This window comes from Streptomyces sp. GC420 (genome assembly GCF_009916105.1).
GTDB lineage: Bacteria > Actinomycetota > Actinomycetes > Streptomycetales > Streptomycetaceae > Streptomyces.
The window spans coordinates 1-2,903 of sequence record NZ_JAAAXQ010000621.1; the positions used below are offsets into that span (position 1 = coordinate 1).

The following is a 2,903-nucleotide window of genomic DNA, read 5'->3' on the forward strand; positions in this document are numbered from 1 at the left end:
GGCTTGGCGCGGCGCGTCCACAGGAGAGCTCCTGCCAGCAGCGCGGTGCCTCCCAGCAGCCAGGGCGGCGAGCCTGGCGGAAGGATGCCGATGATCAAGCCGGTGAGAGCCGCCACCAGCTGCAGGGCGAGGGACTGGACGGACAGTGCGGTGGCCCGGCCCGAACTCGCCACACGGCGGTGCAGCAGGTCGTTCTCGCTCGGCCCCGCCGCGCCCAGCCCGAGGTGGACCAGGCCGTAGCCGGTGGCCGCGAGGAACATGGAGCCCGCTCCCGCGGACGCCGCGGTGGCGCCGAGCAGAAGCAGGCCGCCCGCGCCGGTGCCGAGACTCACCATGACCGCACGCTCGCCGCTGCCCGTGAGCCGGGCGATGAGCGGCGCCAGGTGGCTGCCGACACCGGAGCAGACGAACCCGGCGCAGGCGAGTGCGGCGAAGAGCACCGCGCCCGACTCCGACGCTCCGGTGAGCGCTGCCGCACGACCGGGCGTGAGCAGTTCGACGGCGGCCAGGGCGCTGCCGGCGGCCCCGGCGCTGAGCAGCACCCGGCGGACCAGCGCGTCGCAGCGGCCCAGCCGCAGTCCTCCCACGACGGTGGCCGGGATGGCCTGGAGGACGCCGCGCAGGGTGGCCGCGGGCCGTGGCGGCTCCGGGAGGGCTGTCAGGACGTACAGCACGAAGGCGACCTCGACCGCCGCGCCGAGCAGCGGCGGGACGGAGAGGGGGAGCACCAGCCCGGAGGTCGCCTCGCCGAGCCGGGCACCGGGATCGGGACCGAGTCCGAGCAGCCAGGGCAGGGCGCCGCCGAGCAGGGTGCCGGCCGCGAGCGCGGCGGAGGTGGCGGTGGAACCGCGGGCCAGGCCGGTGCGCAGCTCGGCGCCGGGGCCGGAGTGCGCCTGGACGGTGTCGACGTACCAGGCTTCGGCCGGTCCGCTGGACAGGGCGCGGCCCGCGCCCATCAGGGCCATGCCGAGTCCGAGGAGCAACGGAGCACTGCTCAGGCCCACGAGGGTCAGCGCGGCCAGGTTCAGCAGGCCGGCGGCGGCCAGGACGGCGCGGCGCCCCACGACGTCGGACAGTCCACCGGTGGGCAGCTCCAGCGCGGCGGCGGTGAGGGAGTGCGCGGCGAAGAAACCCGCGATGGCCGCCATGGCCATGCCGCGTTCGGTGAAGAGCAGGATCAGGGGGGCGATGCTGAGTCCCAGGGGCAGCCAGAACAGAGCGCAGACCGTGACGTAGCGGCGGCGCGCGGTGTGTAAGTCCGGCGTTCCGGTCACGACACGGTCTCGGTGTCGTCCGTTGCCGCGGGGCAGGAGGGATGCGCCTCGGTGGCGGGATCGCGCGGTGCCAGGGGCAGTCCGGCGGTGAGGAGTACGACCTGCACGGCGCGTGGGTCCGCCGCGTCGCGGGCGGTCAGTTCCTCCAGCTTCCGGTCGACGGCCTCCCGGAGTTCGGTGAGCGACTCGGGGGTCAGGCGGGGCCCCAGGTCGCTGATGCCGGAGGGCTCCACCCACTCGGGGCCCAGCCGCCCTTCGGCGATGTCGGCCTCGTGCCGGGCGAGAGAAGCCTCCAGGTGTTCGATCTGGGCCCTCCGCGACAGGCTGATCCAGGCGCGGCTGCCCGGTGAGGCGGCCATCGCCTTGTTGCTCCAGGAGGTCACGGAGTGCGCCGCCCGCCAGCGGCGCTCACGCCCGTCACGGTGCTCGGCCTCGGTGACGAACGAGTGTTTCGCCAGCACCCGCAGGTGATAGCTGGTGGACGCGGACGACTCCCCGGTTCTGACCGCGAGCTCACTCGCGGTGGCCGGGCCGTCCTGCCGCAGCAGTCCGAGCAGCCGGATGCGCAGAGGGTGCGTGAGTGCCTTGAGGGCTGCCGCGTCCTGTTCCGGGTCGAGTACGCGTCTGTGCTCGTCGTTGACCATGACGGCAGCGTAGAGCGAGCCGAGGAGTTTACAAAAGTATTTTTGCAGAACTTCTTTTGGAAAGCGCCCCGGCCGGGCCGGAGGCCGACTGCCGGGCCGGAGGCCGGCGTCGGCAGCGGACCGCGGCGGCCGGTCAGCCGGGGCGGGGGATCGGCTCGCCGAGTTCGCCGGTGACCGCGTCGGCCATGGAACGCAGGACGCCCAGGGTCCTTTCGGCCTCCGCCTCGTCCACGACGGTGATCGCGAAGCCGACGTGGACGATCACGTACATGCCGAGTTCCGCTTCCGGCGTGTACTCCAGGCACACCTCGCGCCGTACGCCGCCGAAGTCCACCGTCGCCATGCGCAGGCCCCCCGAGTCGTGGATCTCCAGTACGCGGCCCGGTATGCCGAGACACATCGTCATCACCCCTTCGCGAGCCGGGCCGCGGCGACCGCGGCCTGGCCGTAGCTGATGCCGCCGTCGTTGACCGGGACCGCGCTGCCGACGAGGACGCGCAGGCCCAGCGCCCGCAGCGAGTCGCGGACCGCGGTGAGCAGCCGGCGGTTCTGGAAGCAGCCTCCGGACAGGCAGACGACCGGCGGCGCGCCGTCCGCCACCGCCCGTTCGACGAAGGCCGTGGTCACTTCGGCCAGCGTGGTGTGGAACGCGGCCGCCGGGCGTGCGGCCGGCTCGCCCGCGGCGGTCCGCTCCAGCAGCGCGGCGAGGGTGGGGGAGGGGTCGTAGACCCACATGCCGCCCGCTCGCACCAGCCGCCACGGCAGTGCCTCCGCGCGGATCCCGCCCGCTGCCGCTTCGAGGGCGACGGCGGCCTGGCCCTCGTAGGACACCTCGTCGCCCAGCCCGAGCACACTGGCCGCGGCGTCGAAGAGGCGGCCCGCGCTGGAGGCCCGCGGGCAGTTCACCCCGCGTTCGACCATGGTGCGTACCACCCGCAGTGCGCGCGGGTCGAGGCGGGCGGTGAACGACCGTGCGAGGGAGGGC

The 2,903-nt window shown here is 74.2% G+C and carries 3 protein-coding genes and 1 pseudogene; all 4 read right to left on the bottom strand.

Annotated elements, in window-relative coordinates; all coding sequences use genetic code 11:
- The coding region (locus GUY61_RS36980) for an MFS transporter (RefSeq protein ID WP_166634673.1) at positions 1-1,274 on the bottom strand (1,274 nt) is incomplete at its 3' end.
- On the bottom strand, positions 1,271-1,918 hold the full coding sequence (locus tag GUY61_RS36985) for a helix-turn-helix transcriptional regulator (protein ID WP_166634674.1): 648 nt from the start codon (positions 1,916-1,918) through the stop codon (positions 1,271-1,273). The genes GUY61_RS36985 and GUY61_RS36980, both read right to left, overlap by 4 nt.
- Positions 1,919-2,051: 133 nt before the next feature.
- Positions 2,052-2,318, bottom strand: a complete 267-nt coding sequence (locus GUY61_RS36990) for a HypC/HybG/HupF family hydrogenase formation chaperone (RefSeq protein ID WP_166634675.1) — start codon at positions 2,316-2,318, stop codon at positions 2,052-2,054.
- A 5-nt stretch (positions 2,319-2,323) separates the two neighbouring features.
- A pseudogene (locus GUY61_RS36995) lies at positions 2,324-2,903 on the bottom strand (carbamoyltransferase HypF); the annotation flags it as partial.

Excerpts from the sequence above, each read along its gene's own strand:
- GUY61_RS36985 (WP_166634674.1), bottom strand. The coding sequence starts at position 1,918 with ATGGTCAACGACGAGCACAGACGCGTACTCGACCCGGAACAGGACGCG.
- GUY61_RS36990 (WP_166634675.1), bottom strand. The coding sequence starts at position 2,318 with ATGTGTCTCGGCATACCGGGCCGCGTACTGGAGATCCACGACTCGGGG.